Raw genomic sequence first — 18,933 nt, 5'->3', positions numbered from 1 at the left:
TACGGGCCGCGGAAGGGACGTTGAGAGCATGAGCAACCGGATGTGGGGCGGGCGCTTCGCGAGCGGCCCCGCCGAGATCATGGAAGAGATCAACGCCTCGATCGGATTCGACAAGCGCCTCGCGCCGCAGGACATCCGCGGCTCGCTGGCGCATGTGGCGATGCTCGGACGCGCCGGCATCCTGCCAGCCGACGATGTGGACGCGATTCAGGCCGGGCTCAAGTCCGTCCTGGCCGAGATCGAGGCGGGCCGCTTCGAATTCCGGCGCGAGCTCGAGGACATCCATATGTCCGTCGAGAGCCGCCTGACCGAGATCGTCGGCCCGGCGGCGGGCCGCCTGCACACCGCGCGCTCGCGCAACGATCAGGTCGCCACCGACATGAAGCTGTGGGTGCGCGACACCCTCGACGCCCTCGACGGGCAGGCCGCCGACCTCCAGCGGGCCCTGGCCGCCAAGGCGCTCGCCCATGCGGGGACGGTGATGCCGGGCTTCACCCACCTGCAATCGGCCCAGCCCGTCACCTTCGGCCACCATTGCCTCGCCTATGTGGAGATGCTGGCGCGTGACCGCGGCCGGTTCCGCGATGCCCGCGCGCGCCTCAACGAGTGCCCGCTCGGCGCGGCGGCGCTCGCCGGCACCTCCTTCCCGATCGACCGGCACGCCACCGCGGCGGCCCTCGGCTTCGACCGCCCGACCGCGAATTCCCTGGATTCGGTGGCCGACCGCGACTTCGCCCTCGAATCGCTCGCCGCCGCCTCGATCTGCGCCGTGCACCTGTCGCGCTTCGCCGAGGAGCTGGTGGTCTGGACCTCGGCCCAGTTCGGCTTCGTGCGCCTGTCGGACGGCTACACCACCGGTTCGTCGATCATGCCGCAGAAGCGCAATCCCGACGCGGCGGAGCTGGTCCGGGCCAAGGCCGGACGCATCGTCGGGGCGCTCACCGGCCTCCTCATCGTCATGAAGGGCCTGCCGCTCGCCTATTCGAAGGACATGCAGGAGGACAAGGAGGGCACCTTCGACGCCCTCCAATCCCTCTCGCTCTGCCTCGCTGCGATGACCGGGATGGTCCGCGATCTCGAGCCGGTGGCCGAGGTGCTCAGCCGGGCCGCCGGCTCCGGCTACAGCACCGCCACCGACCTCGCCGACTGGCTCGTGCGCGAACTCGGCCTGCCCTTCCGGCAGGCCCATCACGTCACCGGCCGGCTGGTCGGGGCCGCCTCCGCCCGAGGCGTGGGCCTGGAGGACCTGTCGCTCGCCGAGATGCAGGAGGCGGAGCCGCGGATCACCGACGCCGTCTACGCCGTGCTCGGCGTCGAGAACTCGGTGGCGAGCCGCACCAGCTTCGGCGGGACGGCGCCCGACAACGTCCGCGCGCAGGCGAGCGCGTGGATCGCGCGGCTCGGCGACGGGGCCGCCGCCTGACGGTTCGGGCCCCCGCAAATTCCGTTGTGCGCTGCAACCTATCGCAGCGCCCTCGCGTTCACCGTTCAGCTAAGTCTCGTCTGGTACAAGCTCGGCCTTGTGGATCGGAGAACGCAGCATGCGCGTCGAGAGTTGGATCGAGCCGGACGAAGCCCCCGCCCTCGCGGCGAATGCGACCGCGATGATCGATGCCGCCCTGGTCGGCACCGGCCTGTCCAGCGAGACCTTCTGGGCCGCGGTCCGCAAGGGCTACAACACGCCCTACAACGATCCGGCCCCGCGCCAGCGTCCGGCCGCGGTCGAGCCCGTCCCGGTCACGATCGCGGTGGCGCCCGAGGCCCTGCCCGTCGCCGCCATGGCCGCTGCGAACGCCGCCGAGATCCGCGCGGTCTGATCCGATCCGGCCCCCTGTGCCGGACCGGTCATCGAAGCACCCTCTTGCCGTCTTGATGGTCAAGCGTCACTAGATCCTACGCCCGGCCAAGCTCGGGCGCGGTGATGTAGCCCTCAGGATGTGCCGATGCGCCCTGCTTTCCGCTCGATCCTCGCCTCACTGCTTGGGTCCGTGCTCGCCGTGACGCCAGCATTGCTTCCGATCGGGGGCGTCGCGTCCGTGCTCCTCGTCTCCGGCGGGGCGATGACGGCATCGATCGGTGTCGCCCAGGCCCAGGAGGCCGATCCCGCCGCGGAGCCGACCGGCCGTCGCGGCCGGCGCGGGCGCGAGCGGCCGAAGACACCGAGCACGCCGCCCGGCATGCAGCAGGCGACCCCCGTGGCGGTCATCGGCGACTGGAACGTCTTCACCAACGGCCAGGGCAAGGCCCGGCTCTGCTACGCCATCGCCCAGCCGCAGACCCGCTCGCCCAATACCCTGAAGCGCGACACGGCCTACCTGTTCGTCACCGTGCGCAAGGGCGAGAACGTCGAGAACGAGGTGGCGGTGATGCTGGGCTTCCCGGCCAAGCCGGCCGCCGCCCAGGCGAAGCCGGGTGCGGCCGCGGCACCGACCGATCCGAGCCTCAGCATCGGCACCACCCGCTACGGTCTGGTGATCAAGGACGGCAACGCCTGGCTTCAGAACCCGGCCGAGGAAGGCCGCGTTGTCGCCGAGATGAGCGGGCGGGCTCCGAAGCTGACGATCCGGACGACCTCGATGCGGGGCAAGCCGACCAGCGACGAGTACGCCCTGGCCGGGTTCGCCGACGCGATGAAGCGCACGCGCGAGGAGTGCAGGTAGCGCCCCGCACGGGCCGTCGCCCGGTGGCGCGGCGCCCGGCGCGCTAGCGGGCGATCCGGGTCGCGGAGCCGGCGGCGCGCGCGGCCCGCACGACATGCTGGGTGCTTCCGAAGACGGCTCCGTCGAGGCTGTCGAAGTCGCGGGCCGAGGAGAAGAAGCGCACGCGACCGCCCTCGGGGACGGCGATGCCGGCGACGATCTCGCCGATCTCGATGATCCGCGTGGGTTCCGAGCGGCGCGTCGCCGACGGTTCGGTGGACAGGATGGCTGCGGTGTCGGGCATGGGGAATATCGGTTCCTGGGTCGCCGCTCGCGCGGCCGGCACGGTTGCACGGGATCGAGGCTGGATCTGGCGATCAGCCTCGACAGCGCGCGTTCGGCAGGCGAAGCATCGGCGCCGTGGAAAGCGTGAACCTGACGTTCAACCCAATCATGCGACCTCCCGAGAGGGACCCTGCATCCGGATTTCTAGCATCCGGAATCGCACGGTACTTTAGCGTTTGTTATCGCGGCGCAAGCAACGCTCTCCAAATCACCGCGGTCCCCGGCTGGATACTGAGCCGGGACATCATGAAGATGGTCATGGCCGCCGCAGCCGTCAATGGAACGTTCTTTCGAACTCTTGCCCTTCGGAGGTAGGAAGCCGATCCGGTCGGCGGGCCCGGCAGTCGTCCCGATGCGCGACGGCCGCCTGCCCGGCTCAGGCGAGGGCGGCCGCTCCGCCGAGGATGGTCCGTCGCAGGGCGGGATAGTCCGAGACGACCCGCCGCGCGCCGGCCGCGGCGAGATCGGCGCCGAGGCGGTCGTGGGCCCAGTGCCCGCCGCCGGTGAAGCCGATCACGGGCATGCCGGCCGCGCGGGCCGCTGTCACGCCCGGCACGCTGTCCTCGATCACCAGGCAGGTCTCCGGGTCCGCGCCCATCCGGTCGGCGGCGTGGAGGAACAGGTCGGGGAACGGCTTGCCGCGCGCCACCTCGACCGACGAGAAGACCCGGCCCTCGAACAGCGGCAGCAGGCCGGTGAGGCCGAGGGAATGCCGAAGCCGTACGGGATCGCTGCTCGAGGCGACGCAGCGCGGCAGATCGAGCGACGCGATGGTCTCCGCCGCGCCCGTCATGGCGCGCAGATCCGCATCGAAGGCCCGCAGGGTCTCCCCCTTCACGGCGTCGACGAAGCCCGGCGGCGCCGTGATGCCGTAATCGGCCGCCACGTGCGCCATGATCGAGGGCATGGCCGTACCGGCGAAACGCGCCCGCACGGTCTCGACGTCGATGGCCACGCCGATGCGGTTCAGGGCCGCGGCGAGGCAGGCGAGGCTGATCGGCTCGCTATCGACGAGGACGCCGTCGCAATCGAAGATCACCAGGGCCGGCGGCGCGTGCTCGTCGATGCGACCGGGACGGCCGCCTGCGCTCGAATCCAAGTTGCTGATCCCACCCTTCCGGCCCGACGGCGCCGCTCTGACACGGCCGTTCCGCAGGGGCAACCGCACGCTCCGCCTTGCGCTCGTGCGAGCCCGGCCATAATCCCTGCCGACCGGGCCGGAACCGACCCGCCGGGACATGTCATGCTCCGTTTTCTCAGCCGCCTCGTCGGGTTTCTCTGTCTGGCCGGCGGTTTCGTCGCTCTGGTCTATGACGGCGCCCGCTCGATCGCCAACAACGCCCTGCGCTTCACGCCGGTCTCCGAGGTGATCGGCGCCCTGTTCAAGGACAGGGCCGGCGCGCTCCAGGGAAGCGTCCAGGGCGCGGCACCCTGGCTCTGGGACCTGCTGCTCGCGCCGCTGACCCTCGCGCCCGCCTCGCTGATCGGGCTCGGCCTCGGTGCGGCGCTGATCTGGCTCGGCCAGCCGCCGCGCGAGCCGATCGGCTTCCTCACCCGTCCCTGACGCAAGCCGCCGCGCGTCCGCCGGCAGCCTTGGGCTCGTCGGGCGCGGGCGCAGCGACCGCTGGCACCGGGAGCGCGGCGGACGACCCGGCCTGCGACGCGGTCGCGCTGCCGTTCACGCGGGGCGCGCGGCACCCCATATCAGGGTGGCACCGACGACCGACCGGAGAGACCCGATGTTCCTGTTCCGCAAGCGCCCCGAGATGCCGCAGCCGGACGAGGCCCTGCCGGGTCGGGCGACGCCGCTGCCGACGGCCGAGCGCCACTTCGTCAACGGGCAGCCGCTGAAGGGCCCCTATCCGGAGGGCAGCGCGCGCATCGTCCTCGGGTTCGGCTGCTTCTGGGGGGCCGAGCGCAAGTTCTGGCAGCTTCCGGAGGGCGTCGTCGTCACCGCCGTCGGCTACGCGGGGGGCTACACCCCCAACCCGACCTACGAGGAGGTCTGCAGCGGGCGGACCGGGCACAACGAGGTGGTCCTGGTGGTGTTCGATCCCGCCGTGCTGCCGCTCGAATCCGTGCTCAAGACCTTCTTCGAGAGCCACGACCCGACGCAGGGCATGCGCCAGGGCAACGATGTCGGCACCCAGTACCGCTCCGGGATCTACACCACGGACGAGAGCCAGATCGCCGTCGCCGAGCGGGTGCGCGCCGCCTATGCCGAGGCGCTGGCCCAGCGCGGCTACCCGGACGTGACCACGGAGATCAAGCCGCTGCAGCAGTTCTACTTCGCGGAAGATTACCATCAGCAGTACCTGGCCAAGAACCCGGCCGGCTATTGCGGTCTCGGCGGCACCGGGGTGAGCTGTCCGATCGGGACGGGCGTCGCGGCCTAGCCGCGGTCGCGACCCCGACGATCCGCACCGACCCGCCCGTGTGGCGGATCGGTGCTGCGCCGCATGGCGAGCGCGGCAGGGCGGGTCAGGCGGCTTCCGACGTCGCCGCCCGCTCGCGGGCGAGCTTCGTCACCCCGACCTGATCGACCTTTCCGGTGCCGAGCATCGGCACCCGGTCGAGCACCACCACCTCGGCGGGGATCGCGATGTCGGAGGCGCCGCGCTCCTTGGCGAAGGCTTGGTAGGCGGCGCGCGTCGCGTCCTTGCGCTCGGTGAACAGGATCAGGCGCTCGCCCTTGCGGGCATCCGGGACCGCGGCCACCGCGCTCGGGATCTCCGGCCAGAGCTCGGCCGCGAGCGCCTCGATCGTGGCCAGCGAGACCATCTCGCCCGCGATCTTGGCGAAGCGCTTGGCCCGGCCCTTGATCGTGACGAAGCCGAGCCCGTCGATCGCCACGATGTCGCCGGTGTCGTGCCAGCCCTCCGGCGGCGGCTCCAGCACGCCGGGGCGTTCGCTGCGCAGGTAGCCCAGCATGATGTTCGGGCCGCGCACCACGAGGCGGCCGCCCTCGTCGATGCCGGGCACCGGGTCGAGCCGCCATTCCATCGCGGGCATCAGCCGGCCGACCGTCCCGAACCGGTTGAACATCGGGGTGTTCAGCGCGACGACCGGCCCGCATTCGGTGACGCCGTAGCCTTCGAGGATGCGCAGGCCGAACTTCTCCGCGTAGGTCTTGCGGGTCGAGTCCTTCACGGCCTCGGCGCCGGCCACGACGTAGCGCAGCGAGCGCATGTCGTAGGCGTGCGCGGCCTTGGCGTAGCCGCGCAGGAAGGTGTCGGTGCCGAACAGGACCGTGCTGTTCGAGCCGTAGATCAGCTCCGGCACGATCCGGTAATGCAGCGGCGACGGGTAGAGGTAGACGGGCACGCCCGAGACCAGCGGCAGCACGAGGCCCGCCGTCAGCCCGAAGGCGTGGAAGACCGGCAGCACGTTGAAGACCTTGTCGGTCGGCCCGAAATCGATCCGGGCGGCGACCTGCGCGGTGTTGGCCAGCATGTTGCGGTTGGCCAGCACCACGCCCTTCGGCGCGCCCTCCGAGCCCGAGGTGAACAGGATCGCGGCCGGATCGTCGCCGCGGCGGTCGACGAGGGGCGCGCGGGCGCTCAGGAGCCCGCGGATCTTGTCGCCCGTGCTCACCCCCGCGCGCACGTCCTCGAGATAGACCAGCGTCACCGTGTCCCGGATCGCCTCGACGAGGGCTCCGAGGCGTCCCTTCTCGATGAAGGCCCGCGAGGTCAGGATCGTCGTCACCTCGGCGGCCCGGCAGGCGGCCAGGATGTTGGCCGCGCCGGCCGAGAAGTTGATCATCGCCGGCACCCGGCCCGCGGAGGCGAGGGCGAAGAAGGTGACGGCGGCGCCGTTGGCGTTCGGCAGCATCACGCCGATGGCCTTGCCCGCCGGGCAGAGCGGCATGAGCTTGCGGGCCAGGATGTTGGCCCCCATCACCAGCCGGCCGTAGCTGAGCGTGCCGGCGACCGGATCCTCGATCGCGGTGCGGTGCCAGCCGTGGCGCTCGCCGGCGTCGCAGAGCGCCCGCATCAGGCCGTGGTCGAAATCGGTGGTGCGGAAGACCAGATCCGACATGATGCCGTAGAGCGCCGCGCCCGCCGCCTGCCGGCGCGCCTTGCCCTTGAGCGCCGGATCGACCTCGAGCTTCACCGGCTCGAGGATGGTGACGGTGACCTTGGGCCACCAGCGGCGGCGCACCTGCTGGCGCGACAGCCGCGAGAACACCGTGCGCTCCAGGCCCTCGATCCGCACCGGCACCACCATGGCGCCGGACTTGTCGGCGATCAGGCCCGCGCCGTCATAGACCTTCATCAGGCTGCCGGTGACGGTGAGCCGGCCCTCGGGGAAGATGATCAGCGTCTCGCCGCCCTTGACCGCGTTGATCAGCGTCCGGGTGGCGAGCGGGCGCGTCGGATCGAGCGGCATCGCCTTCGTCACCTTCAGGAACGGCCGAACCCACCAGCGCTGAGCGATGCCGTGGTCGATGGCGAAGACCGGCTCCGCCTCGAGGAGCGAGAGGGCGAGCGGCGCGTCGAGGAACGAGACGTGGTTGAGGGCCACGATGGCGTTGGGACCGGCCTTCTCGACGTTCTCCAGGCCCCGGATCTCCAGCCGGTAGAAGGCGCGGAACAGGATCGAGAGCGCGTCCCGGAACGGGCTCGTCGGCAGGGTCATGAACACCACGACGCCGACCACGAGGTTGAGCACGCCCACGATGGCCAGCAGGCTGGCGATCGAGAAGCCCGCGCCCTGCAGCACGGCGAGGCCGAGCGTTCCGGCCACCATGAAGGCCGCCGTCAGCACGTTGACCGCGCCGATGACCCGGGCGCGCTTGGCCTTCTCGGTCCAGGCCTGCACCGCCGCGAAGGAGGGCACGATGTAGAGGCCGCCCGCGGCGGCGACGCCGAGGAAGTCGAGGGTGGCGCGCAGGCCCGAGCCGGTGCCGAGGAAGGTGAGCGCGTCGAGCATCGGGCCGGAGGCCGGCGGCAGCTGCCCGACGGTCCAGGCCAGATCGAGCCCGAACACGCCCATCAGCACCGCGCCGACGGGGGTGGGCAGCAGCACGATCCGCCCGCTGGCGAGCCAGGAGGCGAGGCCGGAGCCCAGGGCGATGCCGACCGAGAACACCGCGAGCAGCAGCGTCACCACGGTCTCGGAGCCGTTGAAGCGCTCCTTCACCAGCACCGGCAGCAGGGACAGGACCACGGCACCCACGAGCCAGAACCAGCTCACGATCACCGAGCCGCGCCAGAGGCGGGTATCGCCCCAGATGTCGCGCAGGAGCGCGGCGGTGGAGCGGGCGACGTTGCGGTCCACCGCGAGATCGGGAGCGCCCTCCCCGGTGCGCGGGATCATCCGCGCGGAGAGCCAGCACAGCACGGCGAAGACCATGATCAGCGCGCCGAAGGCGAGGCCGGAGCCGCCCATCGCGCTGGCGAGACCGGCCACGATGGTACCGAGCAGGATCGCCAGGAAGGTCGCGCCCTCGACCAGCGCGTTGCCGGCGGGCAATTCCTCGCGCTTCAGGTGATCGGGCAGGATGCCGTACTTGATCGGGCCGAACAGGGCGGCGATCACCCCGAACATGCCGAGCGCCACGAACAGAACCGGGACCGAATGGAGCACGAAGCCGAGGACGGCCGCGCCCGCGGCGAAGATCTCGGCGAACTTCAGGCGCTTGGCCACCACCGCCTTGTCGTAGCGGTCGGCGAGTTCGCCCCCGAGGCCGGAGAGGATGAAGAACGGCCCGATGAACACGGCGCTCGCCAGCGTCACCAGGACACCCGCATGCGAGCCCCCCTCGTTGCCGACCTTGAACAGGATCAGGAACGCGAGGGCGTTCTTGAGGAAGTTGTCGTTGAACGCCGAGAAGAACTGGCACCAGAACAGCGGCGCGAAGCGCCGCGCGGTCATCAACGTGCGGAACATGGCAGTCTCTCCGGCTCCGCCCTGACTGGACCAGGGGGCGCGCTCGCGTCAAATCTCGGCCGGAACGCCTCAAGATATCCTTGCGGGATCATCGTTGCGGCGCGGTCCGCCCACAGGCGCGGGTGCAACCCTGTCGGGAGGCGCCGCGCTGGCATTTGCACAATGTGCAATTCACGGCCGGCCGGCGGTGCGTGGCCGCACGGGAAGGGGAGCTTTGCGGGTGGCGCAGGCACGGAAGGGGCGGGCGAGCGGGCCGCGGGGCGAGCACGACCGTGCGGGCTTCCGCACGCTCGTGGCCGAGGCGGCGGAGGCGATCGTGCGCCGGGACGGCCTGCGGGCGCTCGGCATGCGCCCGCTCGCCGCCGCGATCGGCTACGCGCCGAACTCGATCTACAACGCGGTGGGCGACCTCGATCAGGTGGTTTTGGCGGTGAACGCCCGGACCCTGGAGCGGCTGCACGCGGCCCTGGCTGCGGCTATCGACCCGGATGCGGGCCCCCGCGCCAACGCGCTCGCGCTCGCCGACGCCTACCTCGCCTTCGTGGCAGAGGATCCGGCGGTGTGGGGCCTCGTCCACGAATACGCGGTCGCGCCGGGCACGATCGCGCCGGCCGAGCACACCGAGGCCCTGGCCGCCGCCACGGGCCTCGTCGGCACGGTTCTGGCGCCGTTGCTGCCGGATGCCGACGAGCGCCGCCGGGTCGTGGCCGCGCTCTGGGCCGCGCTCCACGGCCTCGCCGCCCTGGCCACGACGGGCAAGCTCGCCGCGGTCACCACGGAGCCGCCCAGAGCCCTGGCGCGCATCCTGGTCGGGCGGGTGTTGGGTTGAGAGACACGCCGTTCCTGATCGATGGACGAACCGCCCCGCATCACCTCATCCCGAGGGCGTCACCGTCCGGTCTCGCGAAAACGGGACGGCTGCCTCGCAAGCAATGCGCGCGTGCCCGAGCCCCGGAATGGGATGCTCGAACGGAACTGTCGAACGCATCTCCACGCCTCAAGATTTTGCCATGACGGCTTTCGTCTACATCCTCCGTTGCGCTGACGGCAGCTACTATGTCGGCTCGGCACGTGGGCAGACGCTCGACCGGCGGATGGCCGAGCATCAAGCGGGAATCTACGGCGGCTATACGAGCCGGCGCCGACCGGTCACGCTGGTCTACGCCGAGAAATTCGATCTCATCGTCGATGCGATCGCGTCCGAACGGCGCATCAAGGGTTGGAGCCGATCGAAGAAGGAAGCGCTGATCCGCGGCGACTGGAACAGGCTCGTGGAACTCGCCAAGCGTCCCGGGGCGCGGCTCGTTTCCGATCGCCTCGACGTGGACGGAGAGGTCCGAGGACTTTTACAACCTGCGAAATCCCAACCCCCGACCTCATCCTGAGGCGCCGGAGCGGACGCTGCGGCCTCGAAGGAGGGCTCCAGAAATCGCCGTGCTCTCTGGAGCCCTCCTTCGAGGGAGGCGCTGCGCGCCACCACCTCAGGATGAGGTCGCGGGATGGAAGCTTCCGATCTCAGCTCAGCGGGATCGAAAACGCGGCGTCGGCTTCGCGAGGCGCATCCAGTCCTGAAGCGATAGCGAGCTTGACGACGCGAACCGACAGAGACGCGCTCAATACGAGCGCGGCAGGCCGAGCACGTGCTCGGCGAGGTGGCTGAGGATCAGGTTCGTGGAGACGGGCGCCACCTGGTAGAGCCGCGTCTCGCGGAACTTGCGCTCGATGTCGTATTCCTCGGCGAAGCCGAAGCCGCCATGGGTCTGGATGCAGGCCTCGCCCGCGGCCCAACTCGCCTCCGCCGCCAGCATCTTGGCCATGTTGGCCTCGGCGCCGCAGGGCTCGCCGGCCTCGAACAGGGCGGCGGCCTTCTGCACCATCAGCTCGGCCGCGCGCATCTGGGCGTAGGCCCGGGCGATCGGGAACTGCACGCCCTGGTTGACGCCGATCGGGCGGCCGAACACCGAGCGCTCGCGAGCGTAGGCGCTGGCCTTCTCGATGAACCACTTGGCGTCGCCGATGCACTCGGCCGCGATCAGGATCCGCTCCGCGTTCATGCCCGAGAGGATGTAGCGGAAGCCCCGTCCCTCCTCGCCGACGAGGTTCTCGGCCGGCACGCGCACCGAATCGAAGAAGATCTCCGTGGTGGAGTGATTCATCATCGTGCGGATCGGCCGGATCGTCAGGCCGTTGCCGAGCGCCTCGCGCATGTCGAGTACGAAGATCGACAGGCCGTCGGTGCGCTTGGCGACCTGGTCCTTCGGGGTGGTGCGGGCGAGCAGCAGCATCAGGTCGGAATGCTCGGCCCGGCTGGTCCAGACCTTCTGGCCGTTGACGACGTAATGGTCGCCGGCGCGGACCGCGGTCGTGCGGATCGAGGAGGTGTCCGTGCCCGAGGTCGGCTCGGTGACGCCGAAGGCCTGGAGGCGCAGCGCGCCCGACGCGATCTGCGGCAGGAAGCGCCGCTTCTGCTCCTCCGAGCCGTGCCGCAGCAGGGCGCCCATGATGTACATCTGCGCGTGGCAGGCCGCCCCGTTGCAGCCGGCCCGCTGAACCTCCTCGAGGATGGCCGCCCCACCGGACAGAGGCAGGCCCGCCCCGCCGTATTCCTCGGGGATCAGCGCCGCGAGGTAGCCCGCCTCGGTCAGCGCGCGGACGAAATCGGCCGGATAGGCCATCTCGCGGTCGAGGGCGCGCCAGTACGGCCCCGGGAACTCCCGGCAGAGCGCCCGCACGCCCTCGCGAATATCGGCATAGGGGCCGGACGCGTCGTCGAACATGGCGGGTCTCCTCCGGTTTGGCGCGCCCTGTGAAGGCTGCCGGCGGGCGAAAATCCAATACCGTTTGGCGATGCGGGCGAGACGGTTTCGTTCTGAACCCCGGGGCCGACGCGAATCCCGGAGTGGCGCAGGACGGCACGCCGGCGGGAGGCCCGGCTTAAAGGTCGATTCACGCCGGTCTCGTTAACCTGCGATGACCCAAGTTCCGCGTAACCTGTAGTGCCATGACCTCATCCGTCGACGCTGCGCCGGACCTGTCCGGGCTCATCGAACTGTCGCGCGTCGCGCATCTCGACCTGAAGCCGGTGATCCTGCGGGTCCAGACGGACCTCTTCGTGCAGGCCGAGCGCAACGACCGCGCCGAGCGGGATTCCTTCGAGGCCCTGGCCTGCGGCCTGATCCCGATCGTCGACGACGAGACCGCGCTGATCGTGGCCGACAAGCTCGCGGGCTTTCCCGGGACGCCCGAGGGCGTGCTCGCCGCCCTCGCCGCGCGCGGCGGCGCGGTTCGCGACGCGATCGTGGCCGGCGTGCCCCATCTCAGCCCGCGGCTTCTGGAGGCGGCCCTGACGGACGGCGCCGAGATCGCCGCGGCGCTGGCGTCCCGGTCCGGCCTGGAGCGGAGCGCCGTCGAGGATCTGGCACGCCGGGCCGATCCGGAGATCGACCGGGCGCTCGCCGCCAATACCGGCATCGTGCTGCGCGGCGCCGCCGCCGCGGCGCTCGTCGGCCGCGGCCGGCGCTCTTCCGACCTCGCCCGCCTGCTCCTCGCCCGGCCCGACCTCTCGGCCGCCGAGATGACGCCGCTCTACCTGCATGCCGACCCGATCCGCCGCGAGGCGATCCGCGAGAGCGTGGAGGCGGTCGCCGGCCTGCGCCCCTGCCCGCCCCCGCCGCGCGAGCTCGGGACCGAGCTGACAGGCCTCTCGGCGGCCCACGACGTCCCCGGCTTCGTCGGCACGCTCGCCGACGCGCTCGGCCTGCCGCGCGATTTCCTCACCGTCTCGCCGGATCCGAGCACCCGCTACGATCTGCTGACCCTCTGTCTCAGGGCCGCCGACCTCCACGAGGAGGAGGCGGTCTACGTGTTCCTGACCCTCAACGAGGGCGTCGCCCGGTCGGCCGAGCGCGTCTTCGACCTCGTGCGGCTGTTCCGCACCATCAGCCGCGCGGCCGCGCGCGACCTGATCTCGGCCATCGTCGACCATCCGGTGCGCGAGCGCAGCGCGACCGAGGGCTACCGACCCCATCACGCGCCCGACGCGGCACGGCCCCGCGCCGCCGCTCAGCCGGCCGTCCGACCGAGCCTGCCGGGCCGCAATCGCGCCACCGGCTGAGCGACGCCGCCGCCTCGTTCCGGGCGAGGGCCGACGGTTCGCGACCGTACCCAACCGCCTGGCGGACCACGGCGCTAACATGGGGCAGAGCGCGGCCGCAGCGTTCCCTGCATTGTCGCGCCATGACGTATGAGACATGCCGGTGCGGCCGGTACGTGATCACGGCCAAATCGATCGACAGCCTGGTGCAGCTGACCCGGACCAATGCGGCGAGCGCGGTCGTGCTCGCGCGGACCTGGATCGACCTCGGCTATACCGGCGTGCGGATCGAGGATCCGACCGGGGCGGCCCTGAGTGCCGATTTCGACCGGTTTCGGTTCACCGGCGTCTGGTCCTAGAGCGATCTCCGTGATCCGAGGATCACGCAGACCGTCCCCCTTCTCGGGTCGGCCGCATCGTTCGCCGAACCGGAGGCCGCTCCGGCGGGCGATGCTCGCGACCGCCTGAGCCTCCGGGGCTCGCACCCGTCGATCAGACCAGAAGGCGCTCGAACGCGGCCCGCGTCTCCGCCCGCTCCGCCTCGAGCTGGGCTGCCAGAGTTCGGGCATCGGGCAAGCCGGCCGCGACCGCGATCCGGGCGAGCGCGGCGGGCGGTGCCGCCGCCGCATCGCCCTCGACCATCAGGCGCTGCCAGTGGTGCACGTCGTCGAGCAGGCGATAGGCATCGGCGAGCCGGACCGCGACGTCCGGCTCCAGCAGGCCCTCGGCGCCGGCGCGCCGGAACACCTCCGGCGCATCCTGCCCGACGAGGCCGGGATGCGCCCCCGCGTGACCGAGCACGAGAGCCTGGGCCAGGAAATCGAAATCGAGCAGGCCGCCCGGGGCCAGCTTGAGATCAAGGGGCCCGCCGTCGCCCTTCTCGCGCGCCACGAGATCGCGCATCGCCCGCACCTCGCGGTTGACGGCCGACGGGTCGCGCGGCCGGGTGAGGAGATCCGTGATCGCGGCATCGGCCTCCGCGGCCAGGGAGGCGTCGCCGCAGAGCACGCGGGCGCGGGTGAGCGCCATCTGCTCCCACGGCTCGATCTCCTCGGCGAGATAGCGCCGGAAGCTGCGCATCTGCGTGGCGATCATGCCCTGGCCGCCGCCCGGCCGCAGGCGCAGATCCACATCGTAGAGGCCGCCGCGGCGGGTCGGTGCGGTGAGCGCCGCGACGAGGCGCTGCGTCAGCCGGTTGTAGGCCACCGCCGCGTCGAGGGGGCGCGGCCCGTCGCTGGTGCGCTGCTCGGGGTCGAAATCGTACAGCACCACGAGGTCGAGATCGGAATCGGCGGTGAGCTGGCGTGAGCCGAGACGTCCGAAGCCGAGCACCGCGATGCGTCCGCCCGGAACGGCTCCGTGCTCCGCCGCGAAAGCGGCGGCGACCGCCGCGAGGCTCTCGGCGACGACGGCCTGGGCGATGCCCGCGAAGGCGCGCCCCGCGCCGGCGGGCGGCAGGATGCCGGAGAGCAGGCGCGCCCCGGTGACGAAGCGGAGCTGCCGGGCGGCGTCCCGGCTGCGGTCGAGGAACTCTTCGTGCGCGCCCGGTCGGCCGACGAGGGCGCGATACTGGGCGGCGAGCGCCCCGGCATCCGTGGTCGGCTCGACGAAGGCGGGGTCGATCACCGCGTCGAGGACGTGCGGGCTGAACGCCACGGTGTCGGCGAGCCGCGGCGCCGTGCCCAGGAGATCGGCGAAGAGCAGCCGCAGCCGCTCGTGCGAGCGCAGGATCACCAGCAGCTCGACCGCGGCCGGCATCTGCCCGAAGGCGCGATCCAGCGCCGCCAGGGCGGCGTCCGGGTCCGGCGTGCCGGCGAGCGCCTGGATCAGGGCCGGCACCAGCTCCGTCAGCACCTCGCGCGCGCGCGCGCTGCGAACCGCGGCCCGACGCCCGAAATGCCAGCCGCGCACGGTCTCCACCGCCTGCTCGGGCGCGCGGAAGCCGAGCTGGCGCAGGGTGGCGAGCGTCGCCGGGTCGTCGCCGGCCCCGCTGAAGACGAGATCGCCGATCCCCGCCGAGAGGTCGGGCTCGGCTTCGAACAGAAGGGCGTAATGGGCCTGGACCCGGCGCGCATGCCCGAGAAGCGCGGCCTCGAAGGCGGCCCGGTCGGCATGGCCGCAGAAGCGCGCGAACCGCTCCAGGCCCGCATCGGTGTCGGGCAGGCGCTGCGTCTGCGCGTCGTCCACCATCTGCAGGCGGTGCTCGACCGTCCGCAGGAAGTCGTAGGCGGCGGCAAGCTCGTCCCGGGCCTGCGCGTCGATCCAGCCCTCGGCGACGAGTTCGGACAGCATGTCGAGGGTGCGGCGGCCGCGCAGGCTCGGCCGGCGCCCGCCGAAGACGAGTTGCTGCGTCTGGACGAAGAACTCGATCTCCCGGATGCCGCCGCGCCCGAGCTTGATGTCGTGCCCCGCCACCGCGAGCGTCTCGTGCCCGCGCACCGCGTGGATCTGGCGCTTCATCGCGTGGACGTCGGCGATCGAGCCGAAATCGAAGTACTTGCGCCAGATGAACGGCCGCAGCTCGGCCAGGAAGCGGTCGCCCGCCGCGACGTCGCCGGCGATCGGGCGTGCCTTGATGAAGGCCGCGCGCTCCCAGTTCTGGCCCACCGTCTCGTAATAGCTGAACGCCGAGTTGAAGGAGAGCGCGGTCGGCGTCGAGCCGGGATCGGGCCGCAGCCGGTAATCGACCCGGTGGACGTAGCCCTCCGCCGTGCGCTCCTGCAGCAGCTTGGCGAGCTGCTGCGCCAGCCGGCTGAAGAACGGCGTCGGCTCGAGCCCTTCCTTGAGCGGCGCCGTCTCGGGGTCGAAGAACACGACCAAGTCGATGTCGCTCGAATAGTTGAGCTCCCTCGCCCCGAGCTTGCCGAGGCCGAGCACCGTCAGGCCGCTGCCCGCCTGGAGGCAGCCGGGATCGCGCGGCAGGAAGCGTCCGGCCTGCGCGGCCTGCCCGAGGAGCGCGTCGAGGCCCGCGGCCACCGAGGCATCGGCGAAATCCGAGAGCGCCCCCGTCACCTGCTCAAGGCTCCACAGGCCGCCGAGATCGGCGAGCGCCACGAGCAGCGCGAGTTCCTGGCGGTTCCGCCGCAGGGCGCGCCCGGTCGCCTCGGGATCGGGCGCGGCCCCCGCCTCCGGACGTCCGGCCGCTTGCTGGGCTGAGACCAGGGCCGCGGCATGCGCCTCGGGATCGGCGTCGAGCAGCCGCCCGAGCCGCACGGGATCGCGCAGGGCGAGGCTCCAGAGGAACGGCGCATGCTCGGCAAGGCCGAGGAGAAGCGCCCGGCAGGCCGGGTCGGCGAGCGCCTCCGGGAGGTCGGCCTCCAGGTCGGCGACGCGTTCGGCGGCCGCGCGCGGATCGGCGAGGACCGGCGCCGCGGCCAGCCTGTTCCGCAAGCGCCCACGCCTCTCGGCGCCGCCCGATCCGGCTCCGCTCATGCCGCGTCCTCCTCGCGCGCCTCCGCCAGCGCCGGCAAGGCTATCACGATGCGCAGGCCCGGCGCATGGTCCTCCAGGGCCAGGCTGCCGTGGTAGAGCCGGACCACCGCGTTGACGAGGCTGAGCCCGAGCCCGAATCCCGGGCGCGAGCGTGCATCCTCCAGCCGCACGAAGCGGTCGAGCACCCGCCCGCGCTCGGCTTCCGGGATGCCCGGCCCGCGATCGGCCACGATGAGCCGCACGCTGTCGCCCGCGCGCTCGGCGCCGAGCCGGATCACGCCGTCGCCCTGATGCCGCCCGTACTTGATGGCGTTGTCCACGAGGTTGGCGAGCGCCTGCCCGATCAGCTCGCGGTTGACGCAGGCCAGAAGCCCGTCCGGCGCGTCGACCGTAAGCCGCAGGCCCTGCTCCTCGGCCAGCGCCTCGTAGAGCTCGCCGACGCTCCGCACCACCGGCCCGAGATCGAGCGGCGCGGTGATCGGGCCGGCGCTCCCGGCCTCGAGGCGGGCGATCGTCAGCAGCGCGTTGAAGACCCGGATCAGCCCGTCGCTGTCCTCGATCACGCCCTCCAGCGCCGTCCGCAGGGCTTCGGGGGTGCGCTCGCCGCGCAGGGCCTCGTCGGCGCGGTTGCGCAGCCGCGTCAGCGGCGTCTTGAGGTCGTGCGCGATGTTGTCCGACACCTCGCGCAGGCCGCGCATCAGCTCGCCGATGCGCTCCAGCATCAGGTTGAGGTTGAGCGCGAGGCGGTCCAGCTCGTCGCCGTTGCCCGACACCGCGAGCCGCTCGTCGAGATCGCCCGCCATGATGCCGCGCGTGGTGCGCGTCATCGCATCGACCCGGGCGAGCACCCGGCTCGCCACGAACCAGCCGCCCACCACGCCGAGGAGCACCACCAGCCCGAGCGACGTCGCGAAGGTGTTGCCGATCACCGAGCGGAGCCGGTCGCGCTCCTCGGTGTCGCGCCCGACGAGGAGGCGGAAGCCGCCCGGCAGGGTGAAGATCCGCACGATCGCCCGGTGCTCGCGGTTCTCGGCGCTGCCGCGCACGTAGGTCGTCTCGACCTGACCGGGCCGCGCCAGGATCGCGGCGGGCACCTCCGAGACGTTGCCGACCACGTGCTCGCCCTGCGCCGTGGTGACGAGGTAGAGGGAGGCGCCGGGCTCGCGCGAGCGCCGCTCCACGACGGTGATCAGGCGCCGCAGGCCCCCCGAATTGTACTGCTCCGAGAGCCCGTTGATCTCGGCGTCGATCGTGGACAGGATCTGGTCGTCGAGCACCCGGCGCGCGTTCCAGGCGACGTAGCCGAGCGCCAGGACGGCGCAGGCGGCGAAGATCGCCAGATAGGCGAGCGAGAGCTTGAACGCGGTGGTGCGAAACAGCTTCTGCAGCCGCGCGAAGGCGCTCTCGGGCGCCGCAAGCTCCTGGCTCACGCGCCGCGCGCGTCCTCGGCCCGCAGCATGTAGCCCGCCCCCCGCACCGTGTGGATCATGGCGTGCTCGAAGCCCTTGTCGATCTTGGCGCGCAGCCGCGACACGTGCACGTCGATGACGTTGGTCTGCGGATCGAAATGATAGTCCCAGACATGCTCCAGCAGCATCGTGCGGGTAACCACCTGGCCCGCATGGCGCATCAGGTACTCCAGCAGGCGGAATTCGCGCGGCTGCAGCACGATCTCCTGTCCGGCCCGGACCACCCGGTGCGAGAGCCGGTCGAGTTCGAGATCGCCGACGCGGTAGCTCGTGGCCTCGGCCGAACCCTGCATCGGCGTCCCGCGCCGGGCCAGCACCTCGGCGCGGGCCAGCAGTTCCGAGAAAGCGTAGGGCTTCGGCAGGTAGTCGTCGCCGCCCGCGCGCAGCCCCTTCACCCGGTCGTCGACCTGCCCCAGCGCCGACAGGATCAGGACCGGCGTCGTCACGCCCTGCTCGCGCAGCGAGCGGATCAGCGACAGGCCGTCGAGCTTGGGCAGCATGCGGTCGACGATCAGCACGTCGTAACCGCCTTCCTGCGCCAGCGCGTAGCCGTCGAGCCCGTCCGTCGCCGGGTCGGCGACGTGCCCCGCCTCGCGAAACGCCTTGGTGAGGTAGGCGACCGCCTCCCGGTCGTCCTCGATGATCAGAAGCCGCATGGCCTCGGTCCATACAGCGGACGGGGCGTGCGGGGAACGGTTCGTCTGCGGAACGGCCAAGGTCCCCTCCCCTGTCGAGACAGGGGGAGAGCCTGCACCACCGCCGATTGCCGGAGCCTTCCCGGCGTATGACGGTTCGGTAAGGGACCGTGCCGGATAGGTCACGGACCGCACCGGTCCGGTCACGGACCCCAGAACGCGAAAAGGCCGCCTCCTTGCGGAAGCGGCCTCATCGGATCCGATATGGTGTCGAGGGAATGGGTTGGCATCCTGTGGATGCGTGCCTGCGCTGTGCGGGTCTGGCGGCGACCGACTCTCCCGTGTCTTGAGACACAGTACCATGGGCGCTGGTGCGTTTAACGGCCGAGTTCGAGATGGGATCGGGTTCTGGGCACACCGCTCAG

At 71.6% G+C, this 18,933-nt stretch carries 16 protein-coding genes and 1 rRNA gene; 9 read left to right on the top strand and 8 right to left on the bottom strand.

Going from position 1 to position 18,933, the window contains the following annotated elements; all coding sequences use genetic code 11:
• Positions 1–28: 28 nt before the first annotated feature.
• The 3 genes from argH (at position 29) to ACS5RC_RS11255 (ending at position 2,660) form a co-directional block, all read left to right on the top strand.
• On the top strand, positions 29–1,423 hold the full coding sequence (argH, locus tag ACS5RC_RS11265) for an argininosuccinate lyase (RefSeq protein WP_478343955.1): 1,395 nt from the start codon (positions 29–31) through the stop codon (positions 1,421–1,423).
• Between the two features lie 118 nt (positions 1,424–1,541).
• Positions 1,542–1,817 (top strand): hypothetical protein, encoded by a 276-nt coding sequence (locus ACS5RC_RS11260; protein ID WP_478343954.1) that lies wholly within the window; start codon positions 1,542–1,544, stop codon positions 1,815–1,817.
• 243 nt (positions 1,818–2,060) lie between these two features.
• A complete protein-coding gene (locus tag ACS5RC_RS11255; RefSeq protein ID WP_478344340.1) occupies positions 2,061–2,660 on the top strand; it encodes an invasion associated locus b family protein in 600 nt (199 codons plus the stop codon).
• A gap of 43 nt (positions 2,661–2,703) precedes the next feature.
• On the opposite strand, the gene ACS5RC_RS11250 is transcribed toward ACS5RC_RS11255, so the two are convergent.
• Complete coding sequence (locus tag ACS5RC_RS11250) at positions 2,704–2,943, bottom strand: hypothetical protein (protein ID WP_478343953.1); 240 nt, start codon at positions 2,941–2,943, stop codon at positions 2,704–2,706.
• Between the two features lie 417 nt (positions 2,944–3,360).
• The gene (locus ACS5RC_RS11245; RefSeq protein ID WP_478343952.1) at positions 3,361–4,083 is read right to left on the bottom strand and encodes an HAD family hydrolase; all 723 of its coding nucleotides are present in this window, start codon (positions 4,081–4,083) and stop codon (positions 3,361–3,363) included.
• A gap of 144 nt (positions 4,084–4,227) precedes the next feature.
• On the opposite strand from ACS5RC_RS11245, the gene ACS5RC_RS11240 reads away from it, so the two are divergent.
• Together ACS5RC_RS11240 and msrA are read left to right on the top strand one after the other, a co-directional pair.
• Positions 4,228–4,548: a PetM family of cytochrome b6f complex subunit 7 gene (locus ACS5RC_RS11240; RefSeq protein ID WP_478343951.1), complete on the top strand. Its 321-nt coding sequence runs from the start codon at positions 4,228–4,230 to the stop codon at positions 4,546–4,548.
• Between the two features lie 175 nt (positions 4,549–4,723).
• Complete coding sequence (gene msrA / locus ACS5RC_RS11235) at positions 4,724–5,380, top strand: peptide-methionine (S)-S-oxide reductase MsrA (RefSeq protein WP_478343950.1); 657 nt, start codon at positions 4,724–4,726, stop codon at positions 5,378–5,380.
• Positions 5,381–5,465: 85 nt separating this feature from the next.
• On the opposite strand, the gene ACS5RC_RS11230 is transcribed toward msrA, so the two are convergent.
• On the bottom strand, positions 5,466–8,879 hold the full coding sequence (locus ACS5RC_RS11230) for an acyl-[ACP]--phospholipid O-acyltransferase (RefSeq protein ID WP_478343949.1): 3,414 nt from the start codon (positions 8,877–8,879) through the stop codon (positions 5,466–5,468).
• Between the two features lie 316 nt (positions 8,880–9,195).
• Here ACS5RC_RS11230 and ACS5RC_RS11225 point away from each other — a divergent pair, with 316 nt between their 5' ends.
• Together ACS5RC_RS11225 and ACS5RC_RS11220 are read left to right on the top strand one after the other, a co-directional pair.
• On the top strand, positions 9,196–9,708 hold the full coding sequence (locus ACS5RC_RS11225) for a WHG domain-containing protein (protein WP_478344339.1): 513 nt from the start codon (positions 9,196–9,198) through the stop codon (positions 9,706–9,708).
• Between the two features lie 181 nt (positions 9,709–9,889).
• On the top strand, positions 9,890–10,264 hold the full coding sequence (locus ACS5RC_RS11220) for a GIY-YIG nuclease family protein (protein WP_478343948.1): 375 nt from the start codon (positions 9,890–9,892) through the stop codon (positions 10,262–10,264).
• Between the two features lie 228 nt (positions 10,265–10,492).
• Here ACS5RC_RS11220 and ACS5RC_RS11215 read toward each other — a convergent pair whose 3' ends face one another.
• On the bottom strand, positions 10,493–11,656 hold the full coding sequence (locus ACS5RC_RS11215) for an acyl-CoA dehydrogenase family protein (RefSeq protein WP_478343947.1): 1,164 nt from the start codon (positions 11,654–11,656) through the stop codon (positions 10,493–10,495).
• Between the two features lie 224 nt (positions 11,657–11,880).
• Between ACS5RC_RS11215 and ACS5RC_RS11210 the strand changes: the two genes are divergently transcribed.
• Both ACS5RC_RS11210 and ACS5RC_RS11205 read left to right on the top strand, forming a co-directional pair.
• Positions 11,881–12,993, top strand: a complete 1,113-nt coding sequence (locus ACS5RC_RS11210) for a DUF2336 domain-containing protein (protein WP_478343946.1) — start codon at positions 11,881–11,883, stop codon at positions 12,991–12,993.
• Between the two features lie 155 nt (positions 12,994–13,148).
• Positions 13,149–13,331 carry a hypothetical protein gene (locus tag ACS5RC_RS11205; RefSeq protein WP_478343945.1) on the top strand — a complete coding sequence of 61 codons (183 nt, stop codon included), beginning with the start codon at positions 13,149–13,151 and terminating at the stop codon, positions 13,329–13,331.
• A 133-nt stretch (positions 13,332–13,464) separates the two neighbouring features.
• On the opposite strand, the gene ACS5RC_RS11200 is transcribed toward ACS5RC_RS11205, so the two are convergent.
• The 4 genes from ACS5RC_RS11200 to rrf form a co-directional block, all read right to left on the bottom strand.
• Positions 13,465–16,404 (bottom strand): bifunctional [glutamine synthetase] adenylyltransferase/[glutamine synthetase]-adenylyl-L-tyrosine phosphorylase, encoded by a 2,940-nt coding sequence (locus tag ACS5RC_RS11200; RefSeq protein ID WP_478343944.1) that lies wholly within the window; start codon positions 16,402–16,404, stop codon positions 13,465–13,467.
• Entirely contained in the window at positions 16,401–17,834 is a 1,434-nt protein-coding gene (locus ACS5RC_RS11195) for a sensor histidine kinase (RefSeq protein ID WP_478343943.1), read from the bottom strand. Before ACS5RC_RS11195 ends, ACS5RC_RS11200 begins: the two co-directional genes overlap by 4 nt.
• Positions 17,831–18,529 carry a winged helix-turn-helix domain-containing protein gene (locus ACS5RC_RS11190; protein ID WP_478343942.1) on the bottom strand — a complete coding sequence of 233 codons (699 nt, stop codon included), beginning with the start codon at positions 18,527–18,529 and terminating at the stop codon, positions 17,831–17,833. Before ACS5RC_RS11190 ends, ACS5RC_RS11195 begins: the two co-directional genes overlap by 4 nt.
• Before the next feature lie 297 nt (positions 18,530–18,826).
• Positions 18,827–18,933, bottom strand: a 5S ribosomal RNA gene (gene rrf, locus ACS5RC_RS11185); the annotation flags it as partial.

This window comes from Methylobacterium sp. HJ2 (assembly GCF_056431005.1).
Note: the sequence above shows the minus strand (reverse complement) of the source record. Positions and strands in the feature narration are given on the sequence as shown.